The sequence below is a fragment of the Halorubrum vacuolatum genome (assembly GCF_900188065.1).
Taxonomy (GTDB): domain Archaea; phylum Halobacteriota; class Halobacteria; order Halobacteriales; family Haloferacaceae; genus Halorubrum; species Halorubrum vacuolatum.
The window spans coordinates 183,891-210,139 of record NZ_FZNQ01000001.1 but is presented as its reverse complement, the minus strand read 5'-3'; the positions used below and the strand labels follow the sequence as shown (position 1 = coordinate 210,139).

Sequence of the window (26,249 nt, the reverse complement as noted above, 5' to 3'; positions counted from 1 at the left end):
TCACCGATCGAGAACGTTGGTGAGGGTTCGCTCTAGATGGTCGATGTCGACGAAGACATCGGTCGAAGCGGGCCGGCACTGAATCGGTTGATACTGCACACCAATCGTGTCCGCCAGTCGTCTATACGGTCCCTTAACCTTCGCACCGAACAGCTCGAACACCGTGGCATCATCACAGTAGATGAGGTCGGTCAACCCGGCACCGTGTACGCCGATCACGGCATCCGCCTCATGGAACAGGCGGACGTTTTCCGCGACGGACCGCTCCTCAAGGAGATACGGTTCGAAACCGAATGTCGAAAGGGAATCTATAACGGCCCCTTCGTTAACAATCCGCCGTTCTATCGCGTTAGCACGTGAAATATACACGTTTTTGCCACCAGTCATAACGGTGTCAGATGCTGCTACCTTCTCAAGGATGGCGTTACGGATCCAGCGATAGTCGGACGCAGTCCGTGCCGGAAACGCCGGGACGACCACCCGTGATCCTCGGTAGATCGACCCCGTCGCTCGTTCGACTTTATTCTCCGGGATGCCAAGAAGGTTGAGCGTTTCATCGACGTATGGAGGAGCATCCGACCGGAGGAGATACGTCACTTCGTCGTCGGTCCGGTTCTCGTATGCCCGTGCATATCGGATTCGAGGGACAGTCTCAACGAGCCAGTGATAATAATTTATATACCGATGTGATAGTGGACAGATCGTATCCAACCGGACTGCCTGATCCGCGAGCGTCTCCACATCGTGGGTCATGACCGTCCGAAAGAGATCGATGCCGTCAACGAACGCGAGTCGAACGACCGATTTGATCACGCCGTTATGTTCGTCTCCAGCCGGCCCGACGGACTCGCTGACTGGTCGCCCGTCCCCGGTGATGACCAAACCCGTCGAGGGACACACGTACCCGGGACCGATGGCCGCTGCGAACGGCTCCTCGTCGGAATCCTCCACGCGGGCAACCTCCGTCGCGAGGCTTAAAAGCTCGTGACGTGGGATCGGACGAACATGATCGTGTCGAATCAGATAATCGAATATTGGCGGGGCAACAAGGCTCCGAAAAGGCAATTCGGCGGTGGCGTTTACCGCATCTAACACACCGTCTTGGGTGATTTTCCTCCGAAGCTTTCGGTAGGAGAAATCCCGTGTTCCCCACATATCTCCCCGGTACTCCAGCAACGGATTTTAACCTCCGGGTTCGGTACGTCCACCCTCGAAATATACTCGAATTATCGGCGTCTGGGTCCAACAAAACGTTTAACATCAGGTGGATTATCCAATGATCCCAAGTATTGATTTACCCCAGAGCGAGAGTATAAATAAGCTGAACAAATATCCCAAGTACGAATACATGGTCAGCTACTATGCGAAGCGGGCCGCCGAAATAGTTCGAGAGGAGGGCATAGTAGCATTTTCTAAACAGTCGAGAAATTTCATCAACCAACAATTTTCAATAGATCAAAAGCTGTTCAAAATACATACGTTTAAAAATGGTTTGTCGAACAGGGTCAGATATGACTCGCCGCCGTCTCCGTTTCGCCCGATAGTCGTTGATCCACAAAACGTTGAACACAGACATTACAAGTTTTCAACACCACGTAACGGCTTGGGCAAGGTCAAAGGGGGGAATTGGGATGCCGAGGCCAACCTCGTTCCAACCTCGGAGGATAAGACGATCGCGGGGTTGCGGCAACGTTTTGAAGAGCAGAAGGACTGGGAAGAAACGATATATTTTGAAAAGTTTAGATCAAAATATAATGGTAACGAGGAGCGGGTGAAAGAACGATGTGAGTACGTCGAGTCACTGTATGAGGATATAAAAAACAACGGCTACAGACGAGCGAAAGATGGTGAAAACACGAGGCAAAGAAGCGGATACGGACAGAAGCTTGAGGTCCTCGTCGTCATCGATCGGAACGGAAAGATTCACCATCAGGGAAAGGGAAGCCATCGGCTTGCGATCGCAAAGATATTGCAGATACCGGTCCCGGTACAGGTGCTTGTGAGACACGAGCAGTGGCAGAACCTTCGAGATGAGGTATGTAACGACGGACTGCCGGAAGATCGGAAGGAACTAGCGAACCACGCCGACCTCAAAGACGTACTCGGCTGAAATGTTGGTATCACACTTTTATCCGAAAAAGAGGTACTGGGCTCAAAGCTAATGAAAAACCTGACGCACCGTGATTGGAGCCCGGACAGGCTGGTGCTTTATGCCTCTCGATATCTCAGCTGGAAGCTGCAGCTGCATCGACGGATCCGATCGCTACCGCGGCCGGTGGCAGCAGCAGCATACCTCGTGACCAGCACGCTAGTCCGAATGGCGATCTCGGCGTTCAGAACCATCTATCCGGAGAAGTACACCGACGCCGATCCGTACAAGATCATCCACGTCGATCCCGACGCGATCGCGTACACGAGCGGGGAACGGTCCTCGAAACGCCGTGGATGGGTCGTCGACGGGGACTGGGATCTCGGTGGCGATCCATTCATGCAACGAACCCGTCCGAGAGCCATAGCACAACGGGTCAACGAAGGAATGGCCTGGGAGGTGACTGCGCTCACGGACAAGTACGACCCGGCGGAAGTGGCGGAGCGTGGTGTGAAGATGGAGGCCCTCTATAGCCGAATTCGGACCGAGGGATATCGATCCCAGCGCCAGTTGCTCGAAACGGACCCGGAGGCGGCCTGGAGCGGGCTCAACGACACGATGCATCCGCTCGCTAACGAGGTCGCTGTCGACATCGGCCGACACGGCGAACTGCGCTGGAACATGTGCGGACAACACCGACTGGCGTTCGCGAGGGTCCTCGATCTCGATCGGATCCCCGTGCAGGTCTTCCGCAGACACGCCGAGTGGCAGAAAATACGGGACCGCGTCCGGCGGGGCGAGGACATCCCCGAGGAGTTCCGGGCGCATCCCGATCTGGCCGACCTCCTCGGGGACGGATAACGTTCCGAAGTGGGAATACCCTTAAGCCGTCGCTTCGACTTTCGGTTACGAAGTCCCCATGCGTCTCGGTCAAACGTCGATCGTCTATCTGTTCTCAAAGATCGCCGGCTCCCTGATCGGGTTCCTCGCGACGATCTACTTCACCCGCACGCTGGGTGAGGAGGTGTACGGCTTCTACGCGATCACGCTCGCGCTCGTCTCGTGGCTGGGGATCGTCAAAAGCATCGGGTTCGGGCAGGCCATCGTCAAACGGATGAGCGAGAGCGAGGAGTCGGACGCCTACCTCGCGGCCGGAACGGCCGTCAAAGCCGTCCTCACCGCTCTCGTGGGCCTCGGTGTTATTCTCTTTCGTGATCAGGTAAACGCCTACGTCGGCCGGCCAGTCGCGGAGTTCGTCGTCCTGTTGCTCGTGGTCTCGATCTTCAGCGGGCTGGTCAACTCGGCGCTGAAGGGGAGCCATCGGGTCCACATCTACGCTCCGTTAGGTACGGGCAAGCAGGCCGCCAGGAACCTCGCCATGGTCGCGCTCGTCTTCATCGGCTGGGAGCTGTCCGGGATGCTCCTCGGGTACGCTATCGGGACGGGCGTGATCGCCGTGATCGGGTTCGCCTACGTCCGCCCGTCGCTCGCGATCCCACGATGGCGACACGTCCGCGGGCTGTTCGACTTCGCGAAGTACTCGTGGCTCGGCAGCATGCGAAAGAAGGTGTTCAGCGACATGGACATCATCGTCCTCGGGCTGTTCGTCCCGGCGGGGCTGACTGGGGTCTATGCGATCGCCTACACGCTCGGGAAGTTCCTCGACATCTTCGGAAGCGCGATCCGAACGACGCTGTTTCCGGAGTTGAGCAAACGGTCGGCCGCCGGCGACGACGAGATGGTTCGCACGCTCACCAACGACGCGATCACGTACGCCGGGCTCTTCCTGATCCCGGGGATCGTCGGATCGGCCGTCATCGGCGACCGACTCATGCGGATCTATGGGGACGGCTTCGCGATCGGCGCACAGGTCCTCACCATCCTGCTCGTCGGCATTCTCGCGTACTCATATAACAAGCAACTGCTCAACACGCTCAACGGGATCGACAGGCCCGACCTCGCGTTTCGGGCCAACGCCGTCTTCATCGGCGCGAACCTCGTGTTGAATATCGCGCTCGTCTACACCATCGGGTGGATCGGTGCGGCCATCGCGACCGCGACATCGGCCGGGATCGGGCTCGTGGTCGGCTACCGCTACGCCAGCACGCACGTGGCGTTCGCGGTTCCCTACGGCGAGATGGGTCGGCAATGGATCGCCGCGCTCTGTATGGGCGTCATCGTCTACGTCGCCCGCGAACTCGGCGAGGCCAACTTCGGCTGGATCGACGCGTACAACGCGGTCTTCGTCGTTGGACTCGTCGGCCTCGGCGCAGCCGTGTACTTCACGCTCCTGCTCGGTATCTCCGCAAGGTTCCGCACCACGGTCGCAGACAACCTGCCGTTCGAGGTCCCGCTGCTCGGTCGCTGATTCGCGGACGACGCACATCGCAGCTACGTCGACGTCGCCTCCGTCTCGGGATCGACTTCCTCACGCAATACGTCCCGCTTCGTGAGTCCGTAGAGATAGCCGAGCCCGACCGCGCCGGTGAACGCGATGATCGCGACCGCCTCCTTGGCTGGTTCCGTCGATCGCTCACCGATCGTTCGCTTCACACGCGCGGGCAACGCTCGAACGAACAGATCCTTCAAGAAGGCAGTCTCGTTGCCCTGTGCGCCGGGATACAGCACCTCCATCACGCGCTTCGAAAAGCCCTGCCAGAACGATCGGAAGAGCAGCCACCGGAACTCGCCGCGATACTCGAAGAGCGTGTGATCCACCACCGCGTCCTCGACGTAGAGCACGCCTTTCCCGTACTCCTCCCGAATCCGGATCCCGACGGGAGCCTCGTGCGCCTGAATATGCCGATCGCCCTTCCGTCCGGTGTTCACGTCGTAGCCGCCGACATCGAGGAACACGTCGCGCCTGTAGGAGACGTTGGAGCCGTACCCGTTTCTGATCTCCTCGCCGTCCGCCGCAAAGCCTCGTTCCGTGCAGCCGACCAGCCAGTAGAACTCCTCGGGGAAGAACGCGGGCTTCTCGGCCACCCAGTTCGGCGCGACGTAGCCGGCGACCGCGACCGCATCGGTTTCCCTGTAAGACTCGACGTGCGTTTCGATCCAGTCCTCCTCGGCCACCCCGTCGTCGTCGATGAACGCGACGATCTCCCCGGAGGATAACTCCGCGCCCTTCGTCCGGCTATAGGAGATGCCACGGTTCTCCTCGTTGTTATGGACCACGACGTTCTCGTGCTGACCGAATTCTGCGACCACCCGATCGTAGACCTCGGGGTTGCCGTCGATGACGAGGACGACCTCGATCGGATCGTACGTCTGCGCCAGCGCGCTCTCGACGGCCTCCCGAAACACGTCATAACGGTCCATCGTGTAGGTGCAAACGACGACGGAGACCTTCATCGACTGCCCCTTGAAACGTCCACCGATTAACGGTTTCTGTCCGGGTCGCATGGCCATCCTTCTGTTTCACCCGACCGCGCCCGGCGTGGGCGATAACAAGGCTTATGACCGTTTTCCAATACCTCCTATCCAATGAGCCAGTCGACAGGGTCGTCGAGACAGGAGTCGTCCTCGCGCTTCTCGCTTCCCGAGGACGCATCCATCGCCGACGTGTTCGGCCGTCTGTACCATCTCCCGGTCATCGCCGCGCTGATGGCGTTCATGCTCTGGGTCCGCCTCCAGTCGTATGACGAGTTCGTCATCGACGGCGAGTACTACTTCACCGGTAACGATCCGTGGTACCACTATCGTGAAACCACCTACACGGTGATGAACTACCCCTTCACGATGCCGTACGACATCTGGACGCGATATCCGGAGGGGACGCTTGCCGGTCAGTTCGGTACGCTCTGGGATCAGCTGGTTGCCACCGTCATCCTCATCGTCGGGCTCGGCAGTCCAACGGAGGCACAGGCCGGGGCGGTGATGCTCGTTGCCACCGCCGTCATGGCCACGCTCTGTGCGATCCCGACCTACTATCTCGCCCGCCGGTTCGTCCCACGGGTCCCCGCGCTGTTCGGGGTGCTGCTCTTGGCGCTCATCCCCGGCCAGTTCCTCAACCGAAGCCTCGTCGGCTCCTACCAGCACCACGCCGCCGAGACGTTCTTCATGACGGTGGCCGTCCTCGCCATGCTCGTTGCGCTGAGCGTGGCGGGCACCCACAAGCCGGTGTGGGAGCTCGTCGTCGACCGCGACTTCGAGGCCATGCGAACGCCCGCAATCTACAGCGCGCTCGCGGGATTCGCCACCGCGCTCTATCTGTACGTCTGGCAGCCCGGCCTCCTCCTGATCGGGATCTTCGGCATCTTCTTCCTCGTCACGATCACCTCGGATGTCGTTCACGACGACAGCCCCGAACCGGCGATCTTCGTCGGTGCGGTCTCGATGACCGTCACCGGGCTCCTGCTCGTTATTCCACTCGAAGAGTTCAGCTTCAGCGTCACGGCGTACTCGTTTAGCCAGATCTTCCTTCCGCTCGGCGTTGCGGCTGGCTGTCTGTTCCTCGGCGCGCTCGCCCGAGGGTTCGAAGGCCGCGAGATCGCTCCCGAGCGCTATCCAGTCGCTGTCGGCGGGATCCTCGCGGGTGTCGCGGCCGTGATGATCGTTGCGCTCCCGGACATCTGGAGTCACCTGTACGGGAACTTCGTGCAATACGTCGGTCTTGGAGCAACCGATGTCCAAGCAACAATCGCCGAGGCACAACCGCTGCTTGCACAGGGACAGGGCGTCGAGCCGATCATCCGCGAGTACGGCCTGACGCTGTTCGTCGCGATCATCGCCCTACTCGGGATCCTTCTCGCGCCGCTGGTCCGTTCCAGCGAGACGAACCACACGCTGTATGCCGGCGTCGCGTTGGGGATCGTCGCCCTCTTCATCGCGCTTCCTGCCGTCCCAGACGTGCTGTTCGGCCTCGTCGGCGTCCCCGGCGAATTGGGGGCGCTTGTAACCGGCTTCCTGCTGCTCGTCGGCGCGATGTATCTCGTCCGCTATCCCGCCGAGGAGCAGCTGCTCGTCATCTGGGCTCTGTTCCTGTTGTCGGCGACGTTTACACAGCTTCGATTCAGCTACTACCTCGTGATCCCGGTCGTCGTGCTCAACGCCATCGTCATCGGGAAGGTGATCGCGTACACGAACCTCGATGCGGACACGATCTCGGAGGCGGGTGAGAAGCTGAAGGGGATCGAGGGCTGGCAGGTGATGACCGTGTCGGCGATCCTGATCGCGATCCTCGTCCCCGGGCTCATCGTCCCGGTCGAGGCCGCCGGCGCGACGGGAACAGCGTGGCAGATCGGCGCCAATGCGGGGCCCGGCGAGGTGCAGGGCTGGGACGACTCGCTCGAGTGGATGTCCGAGAACACGCCGTATCCGGGGGAATTAGAGGGGCATGATAACCGGCTGGATTACTACGGAACGGTCGAACATCCCGGCGACGACGGCTACGAGTATCCCGAGGGGGCGTACGGCGTGATGTCGTGGTGGGATTACGGCCACTGGATCACCGTCCTCGGCGAGCGGATCCCGTATGCGAATCCGTTCCAGAACAACGCACGGGACGCCGCGAACTACCTGCTCGCACCCGATGAGGAGCAGGCCGAGACCGTCCTCGAACGGCTCAACGAGCCGAACGAGGCCGAAGCGCAGGCCCGCTACGTCATGATCGACTGGCAGATGGTTGCCCCAACCTCGAAGTTCTCGGCCCCGGTGACGTGGTATGACGACGCGGACGTCGAACAGGAGGATTTCAACCGCCAGGTCTATCAGGTGACCGAGGAAGGTGCGCTCCAGCCGGTCACCCGGATACAGACCCAGCGGTACTACGAGAGCCAGATGGTGCAGCTCTATGAGGGCTACGGGAGCGCGATGGAGCCCGAACCGGTCGTGGTGACCTACGACATCGAACAGATCCCGACTCCGGCCGGTGAGCAGCTCGAAATCGTGACCCTTCCGGCCGATCCGGACGAGTTCATCCAACGGTACGACAGCATGGAGGAAGCTGAACAGGCCGTCGAGGATGCACCCGGCGAGGCACAGATCGGCGGCGTCGCCGGGATCCCGAGCGAGCGCGTCGACGCGCTGGAGCATTATCGGTTGGTTTACGCCGACGAAACGCCGGGACAGGCGCCGGGCGCCCAGCAGCTTCAGGAGCTTCAGGGCCTCGGCGTCGACACGGAAGAGACGCTCGGAACGAGCCTGATGGAGGGGCTCTCCGATGACTACGTGAAGACGTTCGAGCGCGTCCCCGGCACGACCGTTGAGGGCTCCGGTGCGGAGCCGGGTGCGGAAGTTCAAGCGGCCGTCGAGATGGAGAAGCCGACGGGTGAGACGTTCATCTACACCCAGTACGCGGAGGCCGACGGGGACGGCGAGTTCGAACTCCACCTCCCGTACTCGACGACCGGCTACGACGAGTGGGGCCCCGAGGAGGGCTACACGGAGACGAACGTTCAGGCGACCGGTCCGTATCAGGTCGTCTCGGAGGACGGCACGCAGCTCGCCGAACTCGACGTGAGCGAGGCGCAAGTCATCGGCGAGGACGACACCACGCCGACCGTCGAGCTTGAATCCGCAGAGGAGGCCGGTGGCGCAGGATCGGTCGACGGAGGACCAAGCGAGGATGAGACAGAAAGCGACCCGGGATCGGTGACCGCCGGGAACGCGCTCGGTCTCGTCGCCCCGATCGCAACCACCATCGCGTAAGGAATGGGGACCGTCCGGGCGTGGCTCGTCGTCTATCTGAAGGGGCTGGCGATGGGATCCGCGGACGCGGTGCCCGGCGTCTCCGGTGGAACCATCGCACTCATCGCCGGGATCTACGAGCGGCTGATCGCCGCGCTGACCGCCATCGATCCTGAGCGAATAGGCCGGGTGCTCGCCGGCGTTCGACGCGCTCGAGTTCCGGATGCTCGGGCGGCCTTCCGCGAGATGGATGGAGGGTTTTTATTGGTGCTCGGTGCGGGGATCGCCACGGCCGTCGTTGCGGTGTTGAGCGCGGTCGACCTGCTGTTACAGACGGTCCCGGTCGCGACGTTCGGCTTCTTCTTCGGGCTGATCGCGGCCTCAGCGGTCGTGCTCTTCGGTGAAGTCGACCTCTCGACACCGGGTCGTAAGGGAGCAGCAGCGGCGGGCTTTCTCGCCGCGTTCCTCACCTCGGGATACGCCTCTACCGCCCTCGGCAACGAGCTCCCCGTGGTGTTTCTCGCCGGGGCCGTCGCGGTCAGCGCGATGATCCTTCCGGGCATCTCCGGGTCGCTGTTGCTCATCGTCTTGGGGCAGTATGACTACATGTCGGGGACGTTGCGCTCGTTTCTCGAAGCGCTGTTCGGAACGGTCACGTCGGGCGCGGCTGACGTCCCCACGCTTATGGAGTTCGGGACGCCGGTCGTTGTCTTTCTCTCCGGTGCCGTCGTCGGGCTCTTCACCGTCGCACACGCGGTGCGGCGGGCGCTCGCGGCCTATCGGATGGCGACGCTGGCGTTCCTCGTGAGTCTGATCGTCGGGGCGCTACGGGCGCCGATCGTCGAGGTGTCGATCCGACTCGGTGAACGGGGCGAGACGTGGGGTGCTGCCGCCCCGCGGTTTTTGGCTGCGGCGCTTGGCGGCGCACTCATCGTCCTGTTATTGGACCGCCACACGGCAACGATCGAGTACTGAAACGGGCAGGAAGGAGACCGCGGGGGCGTCCACCCTCACCGGCGGTCAACCGTGATCGGCGACCCGGAGATGTGAAGGAACGTGACCCGTGGAACGTCAGCGCCGTGCAGCGGATCGGTGCCGGCGAGCGCGGTGTCAAAGTGGACGGTTCCGCCGGCTTGTAGCGTCGTCCGTCCGCCGACGACGGACCCCTTCACCGTGGCGGAGTTGATATCGACCGTGCCGGAGCCCGAGGAGTCGGTTGGTGCATAAATGACACCGGTGAACGTCGAACCGCTCCTCACCTCGACGGTCGCATCGCGGGTCCCATACACCCACAGACGCGGGGAGACGTCGTCTTCGACCTCCACCGCCGTCCCACTGGTCAGTTCAACGTTTCGGGAAACATACAGACGGGCGTCCCCACCGTCACCGACAACCTCGACGTTCTCCCCAGCCAGTGCGAGGTCACCGTTCACGCCCAGCCGCACATCGCCGTCGGAGACGTCGATCCGGAGGGTTCGCCCATCGAGGTTCAACTCATCAAGCGAGTAGCGTCCCTCTGTGAGGATGAGGGTTCCGGACTCCTCCGTCGTATCCACAAACCGGCTCTCATCGATGATCTCGGCGTCGTCGTTATCGTTGTCGTCCGCGAGCGAGGAGCGCTCCACATCCACGAGGCTGTCGATCGGGCGTGCCGGCGTGACGCTCGCGTTATCGGCAGTCCAACCGGTCACTTCGGCGTTGCCGGTGAGTCCGAGCGAGTCGGTGTAGGACGCGTTACCGAATATCGTGGAGCCGCCGCCGATATCGACGGACCCGCCGGATTCGACGTCGCCGAACACCTCAGCGCCACCGCCAAGTTCGATGGTGCCGGTAGTCGAGATATCGCCGTCCCCGCTCTGTGAATCATCGTAGGGGCCCACCGAGGAGTTGTAGCTGTCCGTGAACGACGATCCACCGGCACCCCTTATTTCGAATCGACTTGGTGACGTGCCGGTGACAGCATCCCGGAGCTGTCGATCCGGGTCCTCGGTCGCAAGCCGAAGGGTGACGCTGTCGTCGTCGTGATCGTATGAGACCGAGCCGCCGGTCCGTGACTCGAAAAAGCGCCCCCACGCCTCGTAGTAGTCGCTCTCGACGGTGATGTGGACGGTCCCGTTCGAGAGTGGGTTTTGTCTGTCTTCGTCCGTAGGGTCCGGGTAGATACGCTCGCGTGGTCCCGCCGGAGAGACACGTGCCGCCCCGCCGCTCGCGTCCCCGGACTCGATGAGCGGGACCGGCATGGTGAACGTCGTTCCACGATAGTGAATCGGTGGCGGCGAAACCATTCGCGCCCGACCGTCCTCCATCCGCCAGACACCACCCCCCTCGTAGGCGACGGTATCCTCACCATGTTGATAGGTGATCCCGCCGAGCGAGCGATCTTCGAGCTTCTTTTCCACCGTCGTTCCCGTCTCATCGCGCAGTTCGATCAGGAGCCGGCCTTGATCGGGATCGACGGCGGTGTCCGCACGATTGTCCCGTGGGAGCGTGACGGTCCGGCCGTCCGACTCCCCTGCCGCGACGAGGACCGCTTTCGAGGCGAAGTTCGTGAACGAGGTCTCTGCGCTTCGAAGGTCCGCATCAGCCTGCTGATCGACCAGTTGCGTCCCACCGATGGCGACGACCGTCGAAATAACGAGCAGCGACATCCCAAGGATCAATACGGCGCCGACCAACTCGGACTGCCCACGCCCGACGGTCGAACGTCGCCGTGATGGACCGAACGGCTGGGCCGCACGGGAGGTACGGCGGGGACTGGCGGGCCGACGCGGGCGCGTCGAACCGAACAGCGTTTGCCCATCACGACGGGATTCCATACGGATGGGTATATTTAGAGGCATATATAAGACTCTCCCGCAGATATCAGCGATGCGAACTGGACGGCATGAGCGCCACCACGAGCGGGGCCGGCCCGGGAGACAGAACGGAAAAACAGGGCGTATCTGGATGAGAACGACTCACACGGATGGGTCGCCATTTTCAAACCACACCGCCTCCGTGATAACGTATGGAAGCCGAACGCGAGGTACTCGACGTGTTGGCACGGAACGCCCGTGAAGGGATCGACGACATCGCCGCACAGACCGGACTGGACGCGGCGACCGTCGAGGAGGCGATCGCGACGCTCGAGGGGAACGGCGTCGTCCACGGCTATCAGGCGGTCATCGATTGGGACGCCACCGAGGAGGGCAAGATCCGCGCCATCGTCGAGATCAACGTCGAGCTCGACCGCGAGACCGGATATGAGCAGGTCGCGGACCGGATAGCGAAGTTCCCCGCCGTCGACGCCCTCCACCTGGTCTCCGGGGATTACGACTTCGCCGTCGAGGTGCTCGGCGAATCGATGCAGGACGTCTCACAGTTCATCTCCGAGCAGGTCGCACCGCTGCCGGAGGTCACCCAGACCGTCACCCACTACATCATGGAGACCTACAAAGACGGCGGGATCCGGTTCGTAGACGGCGACGAGGACGATCGGCTCTCCGTATCGCCATGAGGCTCGCCGAACGCGCACACACCCTTCCGCCGTCGGGTATTCGGAAGTTCTTCGAACTCACGGAGGCACGCGACGACGTCATCTCGCTCGGGGTCGGCGAGCCGGACTTCTCGGCGCCGTGGGCGGCCCGCACCGCCGCGATCGACTCGCTGGAGCGCGGGCGGACCTCCTATACCGCGAATCGAGGTATCGCGGCGCTCCGTGAACGGATCGCGGCCCATCACGAACGGTACGGCCAGCGATACGATCCCGAGACGGAGGTCGTGGTCACGACGGGCGCGAGCGAGGCGGTCGATCTGGCGTTTCGCGCGCTCGTCGATCCGGGTGACGTCGTCGCCGTCCACGAGCCCACCTACATCTCCTACCGGCCGGGGATCGAACTGGCTGGCGGGAAGCCGCTTGCCGTCCCCACCCGCGCGGCCGATGACTTCCGGCTCACCCGCGAGCGACTCGAAGCGGCCGGCGCGGACGCCGCCGACCTGCTCGTCCTCTGTTATCCGAACAACCCGACGGGGGCGATCATGGACGAAGGGACGCTCGCGGAGGTGGCGGCGTTTTGTCGCGAGCACGACCTCAGGGTCGTCGCCGACGAGATCTACGCGGCGCTCACCTACGGCGGCGAACACGCGTCGATCGCGACCCAGCCGGGGATGCGCGAGCGGAGCGTCGTGATCAACGGCTTCTCGAAGGCGTACGCGATGACCGGATTACGGCTCGGCTACGCGCTCGGGCCGGCGGACGCCATCGACGGGATGAACCGGATCCACCAGTACACGATGCTTTCGGCGCCGACGACCGCCCAGCACGCGGCGATGGCGGCGCTCGACCGCTGCGACGAGGAGGTCCGGGAGATGGTGGACGAGTACAACCGTCGCCGTCGGCTCGTCGTCTCGCGGTTCAACGGGATGGGGCTCGACACCTTTGAACCGAAGGGCGCGTTTTATGCATTTCCGGACTGCGGCGGCGACGACGACCGGTTCGCCGAGGAGCTGCTCGAATCGACGGGCGTCGCGGTCGTCCCCGGATCCGTCTTCGGTTCCGGCGGCGAGGGCCATCTCCGGGTTTCGTATGCGACCTCGATGCGGGAGCTGAAGGAGGCGACCGATCGGATGGCCGCCTTCGTCGAAGAGGCGTGGGAGCCGGACCGCTGAGCGGGAGGGCCGTCGAACGCTCCGCGCGACCGATCACCATCGATCACCATCGCCAAGCCGCTGCCGCGGTCGACGGATACAACCCCGCCGCCGTCGAACGGCGAGATATGACCGATCTCCCGCTGGAGCACGTCTACGTCGAACCCGAGACCGACGCCGCGAACGCGCCGGCAGTTTTCGTCCTTCACGGGCGGGGCGCGAACGAGCAGGACCTGCTTCCCATCGCGAACCAGCTGCCCGACGAGCTGGCCGTCGTGAGCCTTCGAGCGCCCGACCCGCTACATGGTGGCTACACGTGGTACGAGCTCGACCTCTCCGGCGGGGGGTTGCATGCGAGCCAACCACATCCCGAGGAGTTCGCGCGAAGCCTGGATCTCGTCCGAGGGAGCGTCGATGCGGCGGTCGATGCGTACGACCTCGATCCCTCCCGGATCGGCCTGCTCGGGTTCAGTCAAGGGGCGATCACCAGCCTCTCGCTGCTGATTGAAGATCCCGATCGCTACGCGTGGGTCGTCGCGTTACACGGCTATCTCGCGGCCGCCCACGCGGATAGTGAGCCGGACGGGATCGAGGGGAAGCCGGTCTTCGTCGGCGCTGGGTCGGCCGATCAGGTGATCCCCGAATTCCGCTCTCGGGAAGCGGCCGAACGGCTGGAGACGCTCGGGGCGGACGTGCGCTATGAGACGTATGCAGCGGCCCACGGCGTCGACCCGGAGGAACTGGCTGCCGTCGTCGCGTTCGTCGAGGAACGGCTGGCATAGCGGTTCGTCCACCGCAGGACTCAGCGCCGTTCCTCATACCACGCGGGCGGATCCGGCGGCGGGACATCGTCCTCCGGGTGATACTGGAACGTCAGCTGCGCGGGCACACCGGTCGGTTCGTGGTGATACGTCAATCGGAAGCCGACGAGCTCCCCGTCGCTCGTGAACGTGGAGGTGAGCGTGACGTCGCTGTACGTCTCGTCGTCGACCGTGACCCGATCCGCGCTGCCGGAGACCTGCACCAGCCGCCACCCACGCCAGTCGTCGCGTTCCGTCTCGGTCTCCGCCGTCGAAACCGTCGTATAGAGGAGATGGTGTGCGTGGCGTTCGAGACGGAGCGCGACCGGGTCGGTTCCGATCGACGTGTTCGACAGCCGTTCGGAGTCGTTCGCGACAAGTCGGGTGTGGGTTCGCTCACCGTCCGCCCAGTACGCTTCGGTGATCGTGGAACTGTTCCCCACATTCGTCCCGGTTGGTCCATCGATCTCGTCGAACACCTCGCCCGCGTTCGTTGCCATCGAGTCAGTCCCTGTCGCGTTCGCCCCCTCAGAGTCGTTCACCGCAGCCGTCTCCCGCTCCGTTCGCCAGCGGCTCTCCCCTTCCACGAGGAACCGCTCGGGATCGTGCATCGATGCGTCCAGTCGAAATGCCCGTCGATCGCCGAACGCGGCGGTTTCCGGGCCGTCGTACTCGACCCAGTATGCCCGTTCCGCGTCCTCGATCCGGTCGCGATGCGTCTCGATGAGCCTCGCGGCGTCGACGACGCCATCGGCATCGGTTCCGGGCGGATACGGGGAAGTCGAAGCGGAGTCGGACGCCCTCGCGTCGTCGCCAGCGACGCTTCCATCGTCACCGACGCTCTCATCGATCGGATCGGACCCAACGCGATCGTCGTCCCCATCGACTGCGGAACCCACGAGCGAGTCATCCGGACCGGCATCGTCCGAATCGAAACCGTCCGAGCCGGGATCATCGGCAGCGAACGGAACCACGGCCGACGGCAGTCCGGCCCCCGACAGCGCGAGCAGCGGAACCGCGAGAAGAACGATGAGCACGAGCACCGCGACCGCCCCCTGCCGCGGAGTCGGCGGTGGATCGGGTTCGGGAACGGTCAACGAGGTGCCGAGGTGTTCGCGGGCGATCGCCTCCCCTCGATCGCGCTCGATGCCGTACGCGAGGAGGTCTCGAAGCGCGTCCGGGTCGAGAACGTCGGCGTTCGCCGTCCCCGCGAGTTCCCGAATCCGGGAGCGATCGTGGGTAGCGACGACCACATCGATGTCCGCCGGAACGGACCGAGTCAAGGGACCGACGACGGCGATCCGCTCCGTGCGAGTTTCCCCTTCGGCGACGAGGCAGTCGTCCACGATCCGCGTGTGAGAGCCTCGTTCACGCCAGATGGCCGCGAGCAACGCGTACCGCTCGGTGATCGACAGCGACCGGAACCGAACGGCGAGCGCGGAGGGTGAAAGCAGCGGCACGTGCGGATGTGGCCCCGAACGTTTTCAAACGTTTCGGCGACCCTCCGGCAGGTTGAAACCGGTCCGGCCCTGATCGGGGGTATGAGCGTGGAACACGCGTCCGTCGAGGACCTCGGTCGCGAACTCGGCGAGTTGATCGCCCAGACGCCGGAGTACAAGCGATTTGAGGAGGCTCGTGAGGCCGTCCAGCGGGATGCGGAGGTCCAAGAGCGGATCGGCGAGTTCGAACAGCTCCGGGCGGAGTTCATGCAGGCGCGACAGACCGGACAGGCGACCCAATCGGCGCTCCGTGAGGTGCAAAACGCACAGGCGGACCTCCACTCGATGCCGACGATGCGGGCGTTCCTCGACGCGCAGGACGAACTCAACGAGACGCTCAAGTCGGTGAATGAAGCCATCTCCGAGCCGCTCGCGGTCGACTTCGGCGGCGAGGCCGGCGGCTGTTGTCAGGAGTAAACTACCCCACCCCACTCCCTCGGCGCATACGCGCCTCGGTCCTTGAGGGTAGTGTGGGACCGAAGGTCCCACGGACCATGCGAACGGGCGCGTCGCGCCCGTGCGCAGATGGGGCTTTGATGTAGACTCCCGGCGATCAGTCGCCAGCAATAGGCTGGTCACCCTCGCCGTTCAACGTCCCACCATTCAAACGCACGTCTACCGGTGCGTCTCCACCCGTCGACTTGGGCGACGAACGGAGGCTGTGTTTCTGCTTTCGAGCGTATCGTATCCCGACGTTTTTTTGCGGCGTTGTAATCTGCGTTCATTTCATACCCACATTTTAGACAACAGAACGTTTCCCCGTCGCGGTTGTCCTCATGCGTAAACCCACAGTCGGTACGTGAACAGCGTTGTGACGTGTGGTTCGGCTCAACTTGCTCGACTGATCGGTCGGCGCCCGAGGGCGTCTTTTCGTCCGGGCAGTTAAATACGAAGACGCGGCCAGATCGCCCGTGATAGCCGTCGCCGGTGGAAAGGGTGGAAGCGGAAAGACGACCACGACGGTCGGGCTCGCCCGGGCCCTCGCAACCTGTTCGGCCACGCAAGGGACACACCAGGACACCGTGGCCGTCGACGCGGACTGGGACCTCCCGAACCTCACCACCCTCGGCGCAGCGACCGCGGGTGTACGGGTTGAAACGCGGACCGTCGACGCCATCGTCCCCTCGGCGCCGGGAAGGGACGGGGGTCACGACCATCGCTCAGCCGGTAGCCGCTGTCAGACAGCCCGACTCGTCGACGGATCGGACGAACGAACCGATCGTCCGACCGATCCCGCGGGCCGGGACGGTGAGCCGCTCGTGCTCGGGGCGCCGACCCGACCCGATGAATACGATCCCGTGACGGTGTTTGCTGAACTCGGCCGTCGATTCGACGGATCGAGGGTGCTTCTCGACTGTCCCGCCGGTGCCTCGCCGGACGCCGTGGCACCGTTGCGTGTCGCCGAGGGGTGTGTGCTCGTGACGCCGCTGCAGGCGCCTGCGTTGCGGGATACGACGAAGACCGCCGCGTTGGCGCGTGCGCTCGACTGTCGGATCCATGGGGTGGTCATCACCCGGGCGGCATCGGCCCCGGACGCGGTGTCAGATCTTCTGGAGTGTCCGATCCTCGGAACCGTCCCGGACCGTCCATCGGATCCGCTCGCGTCGACGCCGGTCAAATCGGCATATCGCCGGATCGCTAAGCGGCTCATGGAAACCGATCACGCCGAATCGCTACCCGGATGCAATGCGGCCACGGAACGGTGACCTAACCGAGACCGACAAGCCCAAAGGTCAGGACGTATCACTACGTATATGGATCGGCTCGCGACCGGTATCCCCGTCCTGGATCGCGTCCTCGACGGGGGGCTTCCGCCGGGAAGCGTCGTCGTGTTAAAAGCCGACGCCGCAAGCCAGTCCGAACTCTTCATCAACACGTTCTGTGGCGTCCGCGAGACACAGTACGTGACGACGGTCCGCTCGACGACGACCGTCGAGCGTGGGATCGAACGGTCCGACGCGGTCGATACCGAGTCGGTGACCGTTCATGCCGCACACGACGAGGAAGCGATCGAACGAACGGCGGCGGTGGTCTCGGAGCTCGACACGGAATCGACGCTGATCGTTGACTCCGTCGAACCGCTGGAGCGAACCGATGCGGAAACGTACCGACGATTCATCGATGACCTGATGACGCGTGTCATCGACGCCGAGGCGATAGCTATCCTCCACGCGGTGCGAAGCGAACACGATCCCGAAAACCGCGTACTCACCGAACAGATGGCGGACCTCGTCTTCGACCTACGAAGCCGCGTGACCGGAACCGACGTCGAACACCGCCTCATCGTCCCGAAGTTCCGCGGCGGGGTCATCCCCGAGAAGCCGCTGAAGTTGAAACTCGGGGAGTCGGTAACGGTCGATACGAGCCGTGACATCGCCTGAGAGGGGCGACAGCCGGCGAACGAGCGGCGACTGGAAGTGCCCTCCCGTGGGTGCATCCCCGAAGCCCAGTCGAGGCTTAAACGAGCGACCCAACAAGGACGCCGAGAGCGACGAGGATCGCGAGGATCGCCCAGTTTCGGGCGAGATCCCACGATCCGTACGGACCGCCCTTCCGTGAGAAGAGGTAAGCGAAATAAACGAACACCGGCGCGAGCATCGCGATCGAACTGATCTCCCCGACGAGGCCCACGGACGAGAGGATCGCCAGAACAACGGTCGCGCCGGCACCGGAGCCGGCAACGACGAGGTCCTCACGGGCGCGTTCGATCTTCATCTCTGATATGCTGTGTCAGGGTCTGCTAGCGGGTGTTCGAGGTTCTGTACGGGTGGCCCGCTACTCCTCGTCGAGTTCGTCGACGATCTCGTCGGCGTCAATGTCGACGTCCTCCAGGGCGTCCTCGATGTCGCCGGCGCCCGCACCGCCGAGCCCGCCCATCATGCCGCCGAGGCCACCCATGCCGCCGCCGTCGATGACCTCCTCGACGATGACGCGGTCGAGGTCGAGCCGGGACATGAGGTCCTGGGCGATCTGCTGTTTCTGGAACATCCACTGCTGGTTCATCTGCATGCCGGGCGTGGCCGTGATGTAGAGGACCTCCTTTTCGACCTCCTCGGTCTCGATCACTTCCTCACCGTCGTCGTCCTCGGTGACCGTCTCCTCCTCCTCGGTGACCGTCTCGATGCGGACCTCGGGCTCCTGCTGGAGGTACATCCCGAGCAGGCCGGCGGCCTTCTCCTCGCGATCGTCGATCACGTCGAGGATCTCGTACTCGTATTCGAGGTCCTCGCCCGCGAGCGGGTGGTTGAAATCGACACGGGCGCGGCCGCCGATGATCGTCTCGAGATGGCCCTGTCGGTTGTCGATCTGGACCTGTGCGCCGGGATAGCGGCTGTCCTCGGGGATCTTGTCGGTCTTGACGGTCTCGACCTCCTCGGGGTCGTACTCGCCGAAGGCGTCCTCCGCGGGCACGTCGACGGTGTCGGCGTCGCCGACCTCGCCGCCGATGAGCGCCTCCTCAACGGTGGGGAAGACGTGTCCCGCGCCGAGCGCGATGATCCGCGGCTCGAACTCGTACTCTTCGACGTCGATCTCCGACTCCTCGGCGACCTCCTCGTCGGTCGTGTCGATGACGCGGCCGTCGTCGGTCCGGATCGTGTAGGCGATGCGGATGAAATCGCCGTCCTGCAGGCCGGCGGCCTCGTCGTCGGTCGGCTCCTCGGCTTCCGCCTGCTCCCCGGCATCTTCGGCGTCTTCGGCACCCGCAGTTTCGGTCTCCTCGGCGTCTTCGGCCGCCTCGGCCTGCTCCTGGTCACTCATGCACGAAACATCACTTGTTGCACCCTTAAGGCGCACGGTTCGACGCGCCGGGCGTGGTTCACGGTGACACGCGGCAGAGCACACCGATCCGCTCATTTTTATTCATCGCCGGCACAGCCTCGAACGTGTACGAGGTCGAACTCAAGGTTCCGGCGTCGACCGAGGCGGTCCGCGAGCGCCTCATCGCCCTCGACGCGATCCGACGCGACACCAGACACCAGCGTGATATCTACTACGATGCGCCGCATCGGACGTTCGCCGAAACCGACGAGGCGCTCCGAATTCGGCATGAAACGGTCCTCGATGTGCAACGTGAGGGCAGCGACGATGAGGATCGACGGGGCGGGAGCGATGCACGGGACGGCGAGACCGACGAGACGAGCGCCGCCATCACTTATAAAGGGCCACTGGTGGAGGCGGCCTCGAAGACGCGGGAGGAGTACGAGACCGCGGTGTCGGAGCCGGCGGCCGCCGCGGGGATCCTCGAGGGGCTGGGCTTCGAGCCGGCCGCGACCGTCGAGAAACGACGGGAACGCTGGTCGATCGATGACGTGACCGTTACCCTCGATACCGTGACCGACCTCGGCGAGTTCGTCGAGGTCGAACTGGCCGTCGTGGACGCCGCCGGGATCGAACAGGCCAGGGAGCGGGCCATCGCAACCCTCGATCGCTTGGGGCTCGACGCCGCCGACCAGTTGCGGACGTCCTATCTCGAACTGTTGGAAAACGACTGACCGGTCGGCTAACTGGTCGGCTGTGCAGTGGCCGATCCGCGGCTACTCCAGCGTTTCCTCGATCCGCTCTAAATACTCCTGACCGGAGAGCTCCTCGTCGATGAACGCCTGTCCCCACTCGGGCTCGATGGTCACTTCGTACTCCTCGACCGGGGCGTCCTCCTGTACGGCGATCGCACTCAGCGGGCGATCGACGCCCTGATCCACCGCGGCCGCATACGCCCCGCCGACGACCTGCAGGTCGTCGACGAGTTCGCCGGTGGTATAAAAGTCGACCCAGACGAACTCCGATTCGATCCCGCTCGCATCGACGCCCAACTCCTCATCGATGACCGTGATCGCGTTGTGAAACGCGTCGACCTCCGAGCCGGCGTTCGAGTCGGCGTTCGCCGTGGATCCCTCGCCGTCCCGTTCAGCACTCTCGTCAGGGTCGTTCGCCTCGTCGTCGGCACAGCCCGCCATCGAGAGCGACATCCCTGTCGCCGCCGCCACGAGCAGTCGCCTCCGGTTCATAGCTCCGCGTTGTCGTTCTCGGTATCTAAATCCCCGGACATCCGTCGAGCCATGCGAGACGTGTTCACGCCGGAAGGATCTGTTCGAACGACGAGACGAGCCACTCCCCGTCGACCTCCACGACGGTCAGCAGTTGGTAGATCTCATCGGCCTCGGCGGACTGCATAACTGCGAACACGTAGGTGAGATCGTCGACGTCGGGATCCGCTCCGGTCACCTCCTCACGCTCCGTCTCCAGTTCCGCAACGAGATCCTCCGCCTCCGACTCGGGCAGGCCGCCGGACTCCATGATCGCCTCTACGGAATTCCACTCCGCGACCGTCCGAAGCTCCGGTTCCGGGATCGGATCCATCTCCGCAGGGAACGGGTCCTCGTCGTAAAAGAGCTCGTTCGCCCGTTCGCCGTCGCCCTCCGCATCGGCGTCGAGGAACTCGGCGACCGCCTCCTCTGGTGGGTTCCGCTCGACGGCCGACCCGTCGTTCTCCGGATCCGAGTCCGACTCGGCGGATTCCTCGAGGAGCTCCTCGAGATCTTCGGGATCCTCCTCATCGGGGTCATCCGCCTCGTCGTCCGCACAGCCCGCCAGCGCGGTGATCGCGAGCGCGCCGACGGCCGTCATGACGCCACGGCGGTTCATATTCCAACACCGATGACCGATCGGAAATCCCTTGCGATCGCCCACGAGCGAAGAGCGGAATGGAGGAACAGCACGGCCAGTCCGCACGAGATCGGTGAAAAGCGGACCGGATTCGACCGACAGCTGACCGACGTCAACTCAGACGTATTCGCGTTCGACGGTTGTGCCGCCGGTCGCGACGTCGCCGTCGACGGCCGCGATCGTGACGACGTCGCCGTCGTAATCGGTCCCGAGCGCGACTTCGTAGGTTCCGTCGGCGTCGGGTTCGACGAGCAGACCGCCGGCGCGGCCATGCACCGCGACCCGGTCGCCCGTCGTCTCGCCGACGATCCGGTGACCGTCCTCGGTCGGCTCAACCGTCGCCGTCAGCTCGGGTCCGTCCGGCCGATCGCGCTCGACGTATCGTTCGCGAGCGACGGCGGGCGTCTCCACCGGCACTCCCGCATCGATCCCGTGTGCGAGCCGGATGAACCCGGCCATCGACCACGCGAGCGGGGTAGCCCCACCCGTGCCTTCGCCGAACTCCCAGCCGTACTCCGTCGGATGCTCGCGGTCCCACACCTGCTCGGGGAGCATCCGTCCGGAGTTGCCGAAGCCCGCCATCGTCTCCAAGAGCGCCTCGGGCTCCAACGCTTCCTCATCGGTACCGCCGAAGGCGTCCGGGCCGTCAGCGCGGGCGCGAAGCTCGTACTCACCGCGCTCACCGGTGAAGATGGGCCAGAGACGGCCCTTGCCGCCGCCGGTACCCGCCCACGGGGCCCCCGGATCGCCCGTGGATATCTCGCCGTAGGCGTCGCCGACGTATCGGTACCAGCCGGGGCCGTAGGGCGTATCCACCCGGATCGAGTCGTCGACGACCGAAACCGAGTTGCGAACGATCGGATCGTCGGCCGGCTTGACGCCGAGCCGGACGAGTTCGAGGAAGCCACCGTCGATGATCTCCCGCTCGTCGTAGGTCGGTCCGTCGTTGGCGATCGTCCGCGGGCGGCCGGATTCCGGGTCGCCGTCGGCGGTGATCCGGAGGTAGTATGGCGTCTCCGTGTGACGGTCCGTCCCGGTCTCGGTTGCACACCACTCCTCGACGCGCTCGGCCCAGTCGTCGGCGAGCGCGAGCCACGCCAACGCGTCCGCACGCAACGAGTCGGGATCCTCTGGGAGACCGGCCGCATCGAGATCGGCCGAGCCGTCCGCGTCGACTCGCTCGGCCTCAGCAAGCGCGAGCGCGGCCCCACAGACGAGTCCCGCGATCTCCGCGGCGATGCTGGAGGGCGAGAAGCCGGCCTCCTCCTCCCAGCGTTCCTGTGCCGTCTCGGGGCCGTTTCGCGAGACGTAGCCGAGCGACCGCCGCACCTGATCGTAGGTGTAGTCGGCATCCGTCAACGTCACCCCGTGTTCGTACAGCTGCCAGGCCATCACCGACGGGAAGGCGATGTTGTCCATCTGCTCACCGCCCCAGCGGGTCCGTCCGTTGATGTAGGTGTTCTGTGGGAGGAACCCGTCGTCGTCCTGCTGGGTGTTATACAGGTACGCGAGCGCGTCCGCGCTACGCTCGATCTCGCCAACCTCGACGAGCGCCGTGAAGACCTGATAGAGGTCGCGCGACCAGACGAAGTTGTAGCCGTACCCGCGGTCCTCGGCGGCGTGTTCGGTCTCACCCCACGGCACCGAGGGGCTGGCGATCCCCGCACCGGCGTGCCGTTTGTCCTCGACGGCCGCGAGCGTCATGAGCGCGAACCGGTACTGCGCTTCGAGGTCGGGGTCGCCGGCGACGGAGTCGGGATACTCCCGGCCGGCCAACCAGTCGTGCCACGTCGCCGCGTAATCGTCGGCGACCTCTCGGAAGGGCCGGGCGAGCGCCCCCTCCGCCTCGCCGAGCGCCGCCGCGGTGTCCGCCCGCTCCGCGAAGCCGAGCGCGAGCGTGTCCGAAACCCGCTCGCCGCTTCCGACGAGCCCCGCGAGGACGAGGTTGCCGGTCGCCTCGTCGGCCCCGTCGTCGCGCTCGCCGGTGGTGAAAAGCGTCCTCAGCGACTCGTCACCCGCGTGCGCGGCGGTCGCCCACTCGAACCGGCTGGCGCTCGCGAGCGCGAGCGCGACCTCGAAGGGATCCCCGTCCGCATCGACGATCTTGCCGGGCTCGCGGTCGGGATGTGCGTTGCGCGCGATGAGATGGTATGCCCCGGTGTCCGTGTTCGGCTCCGCCGACTGCGCGGCGGGGACGGTGCCACCGTCCGTGAGGTCACCGGCGGCGGTGATCGCCTCGATGTCGTCGGACGCGGGCGTCGCCTCCGGATCGACCGCGGGGACGCGCCGGCCGTAGTCGTCGACCCCGACGTTTCCGAGGGTCGTATCGGCCACGGCGTAGATGTCGTACTCGCGGCATCCCTCGAAGGAGACGTCCGCAAGGAGCGCCTGCCCGTCCACATCGATGGCGTACTCGACGGTGAGCGTCCATTCGTGACCGTGGCCGTCGCCGGTCTCCGTGATCGTCTGAGTGTACGCGAGCGCCTGGTCGTCGGCGGGTTCCGTCGTCCGCTCTATCGTCTCCGTCATCGTCACGTGGCGGGTCTCATCGAAGGTCCGGACGGTGTAGTCGGTCTCGGGGTCGGCGATCAGGAAGTCGAACGTCCGGAGGTTCATCACGTCGATCCGGGGGAATCGGGCCTCCGTGAGCGCCCCCTCGGTGAGCGTGAACCAGATGGGCACGGGGTCCTCCTCGCCGTGATCCGCCGGCGTGGCGACCCCGAACTTGCGGCCGGTCGTCCACTGCGGTGCGGCCTCCGGGCCCGTCGGCCGTTCGGATGGGACCGGAAGCTTCCCATGCCGCGCGAGCGTGACCGTGGCGTGCAGCCGAAGGGCGTGTGACCAGCCGAGCGGCGTCGCGCTGTCGAGGTCGCCGTTATCGAACACCTGTTCGGCGAGCAGCCCCGCCTCGTTCGTAAGCGGTCCCTTCGGCTCACAGAGCGTGTACAGTTCGCGGGCGACCGAGAACAGCGAGTCCCCGCTTTCGCCACGCTCGACCAGGAAGCCACCGAGCTCGGCGGCCGCGAGCGCACCCCACAGGGTCGCGACGGACCACACCTTCGCGTGTCCCTGTTCTTCGACCCGCCAGTCGTCGCCGACGAAGCGCACGAGCCCCTCGACATCGGCCGTCTCGTGACGGAGCGCATCGATCGTCGTCCGGACGTGCGTCCGCACTCGATCCACGAACGTTTCGAGGTCGACGTCGCCGTCGATCGGGGGAAGCGTCTCCGTCCCGTCCTCTCCGTCCTCGCCGTCCGCGCGCTCCTCCGCGAGCGCGGCGTACTCGATGAGCCCGTCCACCAGTCCGAACGTGCTGGAATCGGCCCGGGTATCCCGGCTCTCCTCGGAGGCCCGCTGCGGGAAGCGGTCGGATTCGGGGATCCATCGTCCGTCGAGGCCGAGCAGGGCCGCATCCGCCGCCGTCGCCGCGCGAGCACGGAGGTCGTCATCGACCGGCGCACGCGCCACCGCCGCGAACGCACGCAGGTACGTCGCGCCGGTATGGGTGAAGCGACCGATCGCGTTCTCCCAGCAGTTCTGACAGGCGCGTGGGAGCCCGTCCTCCTCACAGGTTTCGATCAGGAAGTCGACCGCATCGGCGATGGCCGCATCGACTCGGTCGCGTCGTTGCTCATCGAGGTCGGTCGTCCGCCGCAGACGGGCGAGGAACGCCACGACCGCCGCGGGCTGATCGAGCTGGTCATCCGGGCCGACGTCGCCGTCAGGGCCCTCGATACGGGCGTTCGCCCAGCCGGGCGCGACCGTGCCGGAGTCGGCCCAGACACGGTGGGGCCAGCTGCCGTCGGCGTCCTGGGTCGCACAGAAAAAGTCCGCGGTCGTCGACAGCTCCTCATCCGCAGGGAGATCGAGCTCCGCGCTGGCCGCGAGCAGGGCGTTCGATACCTCCGCGTCGTCGCGGAACCACGTATAACCGTACCCACCGGAGTTCGAATAGAAGGGATCGAAATCGGGCCCGGCGATCCGGGCGCCGGAGGACGCGGTGAGGAGATCGAGGGTGCGCAGATCGGCCGCGAGGAGCGGCCGCCGTGGGGCGTCCTCCGGCACCGTCGGACCCCTCGCCTCGGCCGCCTCCCGAAGATCGTCAGCGGCCGAATACGTTGCAGCGGCTTCCGAGATGTCGGCTATCCACCCTTCGCGAGCACGGCCATTGGCGTCGCGGGCGTCCGGATCGGCGAGCACCGTGTCGGTCGCGACGGTGACGCGCTCCGTGCGTCCCTCGCGTTCGAACGGCGCGCGAGCGATGACGTCGCCCGTCAGGTGGGACGCCTCGTGGTCGTCGATCTCTCCCCGTCGAGGGAACCCATTGTCGTCCCTTCCGAGCAAGTCGGAGAGCGAGTCCTGTCGCTGGCCATGCGCCGACGAGAGGCCCGTCGAGGCGGTGAGGAAGTCGTGCTCCGCGCGGTGGAACACCTCTATGACGTGTCCGTCCGCGGGGCCGGCCTCCCGGTGAACGATGTTGCCGACGCGTCCCTCCGCGAGGTCGGGCGCGAACGAACACGCGACGACGAGTTCCGCGTCCGCCGGGGGGGCGCCACGGAGTTCGACGTGCGTGAGATGTGTCCCCTCGACCGTGATATCGAACTGATGGACCGTGTAGCGGCCGGCGTCGTACTCGGTCTCGACGAGCGGCGTGTCGTCGTCGTAGTGCTGTCGCGTCGCGGCGAGCCCGTCGAACCACCGGACGCTGCCGCCGGCGAGGATCCCGAGACGAAGCCGGTCGATCCCGCCGATTCCCGATAGCGGGTACGAACAGTCATGGATCGTGCCGTGACGCCCGATATAGACCAGCCGCTCCCCGTCGCCGGTGAACGCGCCCGTCGTCGTGGAACGCTCCGCGGGGAACCGTTCCCCGTGGCGGCGTTTGTGTTCCGTGAGAGCCGTTCTCAGTCGCATACACGTCCTCCTGTGCCCCGAGACAAA

General features: G+C 64.7%; 21 protein-coding genes and 1 pseudogene. 12 read left to right on the top strand and 10 right to left on the bottom strand.

What is annotated here, in order from left to right; translation table 11 throughout:
* Positions 1-951, bottom strand: coding sequence for a glycosyltransferase family 61 protein (locus tag CHB65_RS00985; RefSeq protein WP_179213548.1), 951 nt, complete (start codon positions 949-951; stop codon positions 1-3).
* Between the two features lie 325 nt (positions 952-1,276).
* Between CHB65_RS00985 and CHB65_RS00980 the strand changes: the two genes are divergently transcribed.
* The 3 genes from CHB65_RS00980 (at position 1,277) to CHB65_RS00970 (ending at position 4,457) form a co-directional block, all read left to right on the top strand.
* Positions 1,277-2,110 (top strand): hypothetical protein, encoded by an 834-nt coding sequence (locus tag CHB65_RS00980; protein WP_089383175.1) that lies wholly within the window; start codon positions 1,277-1,279, stop codon positions 2,108-2,110.
* Between the two features lie 186 nt (positions 2,111-2,296).
* Positions 2,297-2,950 carry a hypothetical protein gene (locus CHB65_RS00975; protein WP_143420329.1) on the top strand — a complete coding sequence of 218 codons (654 nt, stop codon included), beginning with the start codon at positions 2,297-2,299 and terminating at the stop codon, positions 2,948-2,950.
* A 58-nt stretch (positions 2,951-3,008) separates the two neighbouring features.
* Positions 3,009-4,457, top strand: coding sequence for a flippase (locus CHB65_RS00970; protein WP_089383173.1), 1,449 nt, complete (start codon positions 3,009-3,011; stop codon positions 4,455-4,457).
* A 23-nt stretch (positions 4,458-4,480) separates the two neighbouring features.
* Here the strand turns inward: CHB65_RS00970 and aglG are convergent, their stop codons facing one another.
* The gene (gene aglG, locus CHB65_RS00965; protein WP_089383172.1) at positions 4,481-5,443 is read right to left on the bottom strand and encodes a glucosyl-dolichyl phosphate glucuronosyltransferase; all 963 of its coding nucleotides are present in this window, start codon (positions 5,441-5,443) and stop codon (positions 4,481-4,483) included.
* A 132-nt stretch (positions 5,444-5,575) separates the two neighbouring features.
* Here aglG and CHB65_RS00960 point away from each other — a divergent pair, with 132 nt between their 5' ends.
* Both CHB65_RS00960 and CHB65_RS00955 read left to right on the top strand, forming a co-directional pair.
* A complete protein-coding gene (locus CHB65_RS00960; protein ID WP_089383171.1) occupies positions 5,576-8,740 on the top strand; it encodes an oligosaccharyl transferase, archaeosortase A system-associated in 3,165 nt (1,054 codons plus the stop codon).
* 3 nt (positions 8,741-8,743) lie between these two features.
* Positions 8,744-9,694, top strand: coding sequence for a DUF368 domain-containing protein (locus CHB65_RS00955; RefSeq protein ID WP_089383170.1), 951 nt, complete (start codon positions 8,744-8,746; stop codon positions 9,692-9,694).
* A gap of 35 nt (positions 9,695-9,729) precedes the next feature.
* Here the strand turns inward: CHB65_RS00955 and CHB65_RS00950 are convergent, their stop codons facing one another.
* A complete protein-coding gene (locus tag CHB65_RS00950) occupies positions 9,730-11,535 on the bottom strand; it encodes a polymer-forming cytoskeletal protein (protein ID WP_143420328.1) in 1,806 nt (601 codons plus the stop codon).
* 191 nt (positions 11,536-11,726) lie between these two features.
* On the opposite strand from CHB65_RS00950, the gene CHB65_RS00945 reads away from it, so the two are divergent.
* The 3 genes from CHB65_RS00945 to CHB65_RS00935 all read left to right on the top strand — a co-directional run bounded on the left by CHB65_RS00945 (position 11,727) and on the right by CHB65_RS00935 (position 14,127).
* A complete protein-coding gene (locus CHB65_RS00945) occupies positions 11,727-12,215 on the top strand; it encodes an Lrp/AsnC family transcriptional regulator (protein ID WP_089383168.1) in 489 nt (162 codons plus the stop codon).
* On the top strand, positions 12,212-13,366 hold the full coding sequence (locus tag CHB65_RS00940; protein ID WP_089383167.1) for a pyridoxal phosphate-dependent aminotransferase: 1,155 nt from the start codon (positions 12,212-12,214) through the stop codon (positions 13,364-13,366). The genes CHB65_RS00945 and CHB65_RS00940 overlap by 4 nt, the downstream gene beginning before the upstream one ends.
* Before the next feature lie 107 nt (positions 13,367-13,473).
* Positions 13,474-14,127: an alpha/beta hydrolase gene (locus CHB65_RS00935; RefSeq protein WP_089383450.1), complete on the top strand. Its 654-nt coding sequence runs from the start codon at positions 13,474-13,476 to the stop codon at positions 14,125-14,127.
* 20 nt (positions 14,128-14,147) lie between these two features.
* Here the strand turns inward: CHB65_RS00935 and CHB65_RS00930 are convergent, their stop codons facing one another.
* A complete protein-coding gene (locus CHB65_RS00930) occupies positions 14,148-15,605 on the bottom strand; it encodes a hypothetical protein (RefSeq protein WP_089383166.1) in 1,458 nt (485 codons plus the stop codon).
* Between the two features lie 81 nt (positions 15,606-15,686).
* Here CHB65_RS00930 and CHB65_RS00925 point away from each other — a divergent pair, with 81 nt between their 5' ends.
* The gene (locus CHB65_RS00925; protein ID WP_089383165.1) at positions 15,687-16,061 is read left to right on the top strand and encodes a YlbF family regulator; all 375 of its coding nucleotides are present in this window, start codon (positions 15,687-15,689) and stop codon (positions 16,059-16,061) included.
* 136 nt (positions 16,062-16,197) lie between these two features.
* Here CHB65_RS00925 and CHB65_RS00920 read toward each other — a convergent pair.
* Positions 16,198-16,489 (bottom strand): annotated as a pseudogene (locus CHB65_RS00920) (zinc ribbon domain-containing protein); the annotation flags it as partial.
* A gap of 66 nt (positions 16,490-16,555) precedes the next feature.
* Between CHB65_RS00920 and CHB65_RS00915 the strand changes: the two are divergent.
* Both CHB65_RS00915 and CHB65_RS00910 read left to right on the top strand, forming a co-directional pair.
* The gene (locus CHB65_RS00915; RefSeq protein ID WP_089383164.1) at positions 16,556-17,350 is read left to right on the top strand and encodes a MinD/ParA family ATP-binding protein; all 795 of its coding nucleotides are present in this window, start codon (positions 16,556-16,558) and stop codon (positions 17,348-17,350) included.
* 48 nt (positions 17,351-17,398) lie between these two features.
* Positions 17,399-18,025 carry an RAD55 family ATPase gene (locus CHB65_RS00910; RefSeq protein WP_089383163.1) on the top strand — a complete coding sequence of 209 codons (627 nt, stop codon included), beginning with the start codon at positions 17,399-17,401 and terminating at the stop codon, positions 18,023-18,025.
* A gap of 76 nt (positions 18,026-18,101) precedes the next feature.
* Here the strand turns inward: CHB65_RS00910 and CHB65_RS00905 are convergent, their stop codons facing one another.
* Together CHB65_RS00905 and CHB65_RS00900 are read right to left on the bottom strand one after the other, a co-directional pair.
* On the bottom strand, positions 18,102-18,359 hold the full coding sequence (locus CHB65_RS00905) for a hypothetical protein (RefSeq protein WP_089383162.1): 258 nt from the start codon (positions 18,357-18,359) through the stop codon (positions 18,102-18,104).
* A 60-nt stretch (positions 18,360-18,419) separates the two neighbouring features.
* On the bottom strand, positions 18,420-19,403 hold the full coding sequence (locus tag CHB65_RS00900) for an FKBP-type peptidyl-prolyl cis-trans isomerase (protein WP_089383161.1): 984 nt from the start codon (positions 19,401-19,403) through the stop codon (positions 18,420-18,422).
* A gap of 125 nt (positions 19,404-19,528) precedes the next feature.
* Between CHB65_RS00900 and cyaB the strand changes: the two genes are divergently transcribed.
* Positions 19,529-20,137, top strand: coding sequence for a class IV adenylate cyclase (gene cyaB, locus CHB65_RS00895; protein ID WP_089383160.1), 609 nt, complete (start codon positions 19,529-19,531; stop codon positions 20,135-20,137).
* Positions 20,138-20,179: 42 nt separating this feature from the next.
* Here cyaB and CHB65_RS00890 read toward each other — a convergent pair whose 3' ends face one another.
* The 3 genes from CHB65_RS00890 to CHB65_RS00880 form a co-directional block, all read right to left on the bottom strand.
* Positions 20,180-20,650: a hypothetical protein gene (locus CHB65_RS00890; RefSeq protein ID WP_089383159.1), complete on the bottom strand. Its 471-nt coding sequence runs from the start codon at positions 20,648-20,650 to the stop codon at positions 20,180-20,182.
* Positions 20,651-20,714: 64 nt separating this feature from the next.
* Entirely contained in the window at positions 20,715-21,287 is a 573-nt protein-coding gene (locus tag CHB65_RS00885) for a hypothetical protein (RefSeq protein WP_089383158.1), read from the bottom strand.
* 138 nt (positions 21,288-21,425) lie between these two features.
* Positions 21,426-26,222 carry a glycoside hydrolase family 15 protein gene (locus CHB65_RS00880; RefSeq protein WP_089383157.1) on the bottom strand — a complete coding sequence of 1,599 codons (4,797 nt, stop codon included), beginning with the start codon at positions 26,220-26,222 and terminating at the stop codon, positions 21,426-21,428.
* Positions 26,223-26,249: the final 27 nt, after the last annotated feature.

Bases quoted from the DNA above. Each gene is read 5' to 3' on its own strand.
- CHB65_RS00980 (WP_089383175.1), top strand. From the start codon at position 1,277: ATGATCCCAAGTATTGATTTACCCCAGAGCGAGAGTATAAATAAGCTG.
- CHB65_RS00970 (WP_089383173.1), top strand. From the start codon at position 3,009: ATGCGTCTCGGTCAAACGTCGATCGTCTATCTGTTCTCAAAGATCGCC.
- aglG (WP_089383172.1), bottom strand. From the start codon at position 5,443: ATGAAGGTCTCCGTCGTCGTTTGCACCTACACGATGGACCGTTATGAC.
- CHB65_RS00960 (WP_089383171.1), top strand. From the start codon at position 5,576: ATGAGCCAGTCGACAGGGTCGTCGAGACAGGAGTCGTCCTCGCGCTTC.
- CHB65_RS00955 (WP_089383170.1), top strand. From the start codon at position 8,744: ATGGGGACCGTCCGGGCGTGGCTCGTCGTCTATCTGAAGGGGCTGGCG.
- CHB65_RS00950 (WP_143420328.1), bottom strand. From the start codon at position 11,535: ATGGAATCCCGTCGTGATGGGCAAACGCTGTTCGGTTCGACGCGCCCG.
- CHB65_RS00945 (WP_089383168.1), top strand. From the start codon at position 11,727: ATGGAAGCCGAACGCGAGGTACTCGACGTGTTGGCACGGAACGCCCGT.
- CHB65_RS00940 (WP_089383167.1), top strand. From the start codon at position 12,212: ATGAGGCTCGCCGAACGCGCACACACCCTTCCGCCGTCGGGTATTCGG.
- CHB65_RS00935 (WP_089383450.1), top strand. From the start codon at position 13,474: ATGACCGATCTCCCGCTGGAGCACGTCTACGTCGAACCCGAGACCGAC.
- CHB65_RS00925 (WP_089383165.1), top strand. From the start codon at position 15,687: ATGAGCGTGGAACACGCGTCCGTCGAGGACCTCGGTCGCGAACTCGGC.
- CHB65_RS00910 (WP_089383163.1), top strand. From the start codon at position 17,399: ATGGATCGGCTCGCGACCGGTATCCCCGTCCTGGATCGCGTCCTCGAC.
- CHB65_RS00905 (WP_089383162.1), bottom strand. From the start codon at position 18,359: ATGAAGATCGAACGCGCCCGTGAGGACCTCGTCGTTGCCGGCTCCGGT.
- CHB65_RS00900 (WP_089383161.1), bottom strand. From the start codon at position 19,403: ATGAGTGACCAGGAGCAGGCCGAGGCGGCCGAAGACGCCGAGGAGACC.
- CHB65_RS00890 (WP_089383159.1), bottom strand. From the start codon at position 20,650: ATGAACCGGAGGCGACTGCTCGTGGCGGCGGCGACAGGGATGTCGCTC.
- CHB65_RS00885 (WP_089383158.1), bottom strand. From the start codon at position 21,287: ATGAACCGCCGTGGCGTCATGACGGCCGTCGGCGCGCTCGCGATCACC.
- CHB65_RS00880 (WP_089383157.1), bottom strand. From the start codon at position 26,222: ATGCGACTGAGAACGGCTCTCACGGAACACAAACGCCGCCACGGGGAA.